2 protein-coding genes are annotated in these 1,574 nt (G+C 63.3%); one reads left to right on the top strand and one right to left on the bottom strand.

The features are described 5' to 3' along the window. Positions 1 to 257 precede the first annotated feature (257 nt). Complete coding sequence (locus CWO89_RS44045; RefSeq protein WP_130584364.1) at positions 258 to 1,259, bottom strand: adenosine kinase; 1,002 nt, start codon at positions 1,257 to 1,259, stop codon at positions 258 to 260. An 87-nt stretch (positions 1,260 to 1,346) separates the two neighbouring features. On the opposite strand from CWO89_RS44045, the gene CWO89_RS44040 reads away from it, so the two are divergent. Then, a partial coding sequence (locus CWO89_RS44040; protein WP_283813595.1) for a lipid II flippase MurJ occupies positions 1,347 to 1,574 on the top strand: 228 nt, incomplete at its 3' end.

Below are 1,574 nucleotides of genomic sequence, written 5' to 3'. Positions count from 1 at the left end.
TGCAACCAGCACCCGGCTTTCCCTGCGCCCTCTGTTCAATAAGAGGGTGGAAAGTGACGCAAAGCTCGGGCACACCATGCCGCGAGAATGCGAACTCACATCCCCTCGGCTGTTTGAAAATCGAATCAGAACTCGCGACGAGCCGTAGGGTGGGCAAAGCGAAGCGTGCCCACCATCACGAGCGAAGTGTTGATGGTGAGCACGGCGCGATAGACGCGCCTTTGCCCGCCCTACGGCACTGCGGCGATAGAGCAGCCTTAAACCGGCAATCGGTTCTGCTGCGCCAGTTCCTTCAACGACGCCTGCGGGCGCGCGCCGATATGCTGGATCACCTCGGCGGCTGCGAGTGCGCCGAGCCGTCCGGCATTCTCATAGCCGGCATCGCGGACGAGGCCGAACATGAAGCCGGCGGCGAAGAGATCGCCGGCTCCTGTCGTATCCACCAGTTGCTCGATCGGGAATGCCGGCACGGCCGTGATGCCGTCCTTCGCTGCCACCACGCAGCCTTTCTCGCTGCGGGTGACGACGCCAAGTTTCGCATCGACCCGGAACTGCTTCAGCGCGCTGTCGAAATCGGCAGTCTGGTACAACGAGCGCAACTCGGCTTCATTGGCGAAAACCAGATCGACCGTGCCTTTGCGCATCAATTCGAGAAATTCGTCGCGATAGCGATCGACGCAAAACGAATCGGACAAGGTCAGCGCAACCTGGCGGCCCGCGCCATGCGCGATTCCTGCCGCCTTGACGAAGGCCTCCTTGGCGCTCGCGGGATCCCAGAGATAGCCTTCGAGATAGACGATGCGGGACGCCGCGATCTGCGCTTCATCGATATCGGCCGGCGTCAGATCCTGCGCGGCGCCGAGATAGGTGTTCATGGTGCGCTCGCCGTCCGGCGTCACCAGGATATAGGAGCAGCCGGTGGCGGGACCATCGGCGGCGGGCCTGGTCTCGAACGCGACGCCCGCGGCGCGGATGTCATGGGCATAGAGGCGACCGATCTGATCGTCCTTGATCTTGCCGACATAGGCCGCGCGGGCACCGAAATTGGCGACGCCGACGATGGTATTGGCTGCGGAGCCCCCGGACATCTCGGTCGCGGGCCCCATGTCCTGGTAGATCGCGCGGGCGCGGGCCTCGTCGATCAGGGCCATGCTGCCCTTGGCCATGCCGTGACGGCTGAGAAACGCCTCGTCGGTCCTCACCAAAACGTCGAAAATCGCGTTGCCGATCCCGAGAACGTCATATTTTGCGGCGGCCATTATCCATCCTTCGAGCGATTGCGAAGGCTGCGCCCTACCAGATCAACATGGCGCCAGCAAGCCAGGTGGCTGCTATATAGAAGTCATATGATCCGCTCCTTCCTCACCGTCTCCTCGGGAACGCTGGCGTCACGGCTGCTCGGCTTTGCCCGCGATTCGATCATCGCTGCGCTGCTCGGCGCCGGCGCGGTCGCCGACGCGTTCCTGGTTGCCTTTCAAATGGTCAATGTGGTCAGGCGGCTCCTGACCGAAGGCGCGCTGAATGCCGCGCTGATACCGGCCTGGTTGCGCTTGCGCGAGACCGAAGGCGCTGCG

The sequence above is a fragment of the Bradyrhizobium sp. Leo170 genome (assembly GCF_004296405.1).
GTDB lineage: Bacteria > Pseudomonadota > Alphaproteobacteria > Rhizobiales > Xanthobacteraceae > Bradyrhizobium.
Note: the sequence above shows the minus strand (reverse complement) of the source record. Positions and strands in the feature narration are given on the sequence as shown.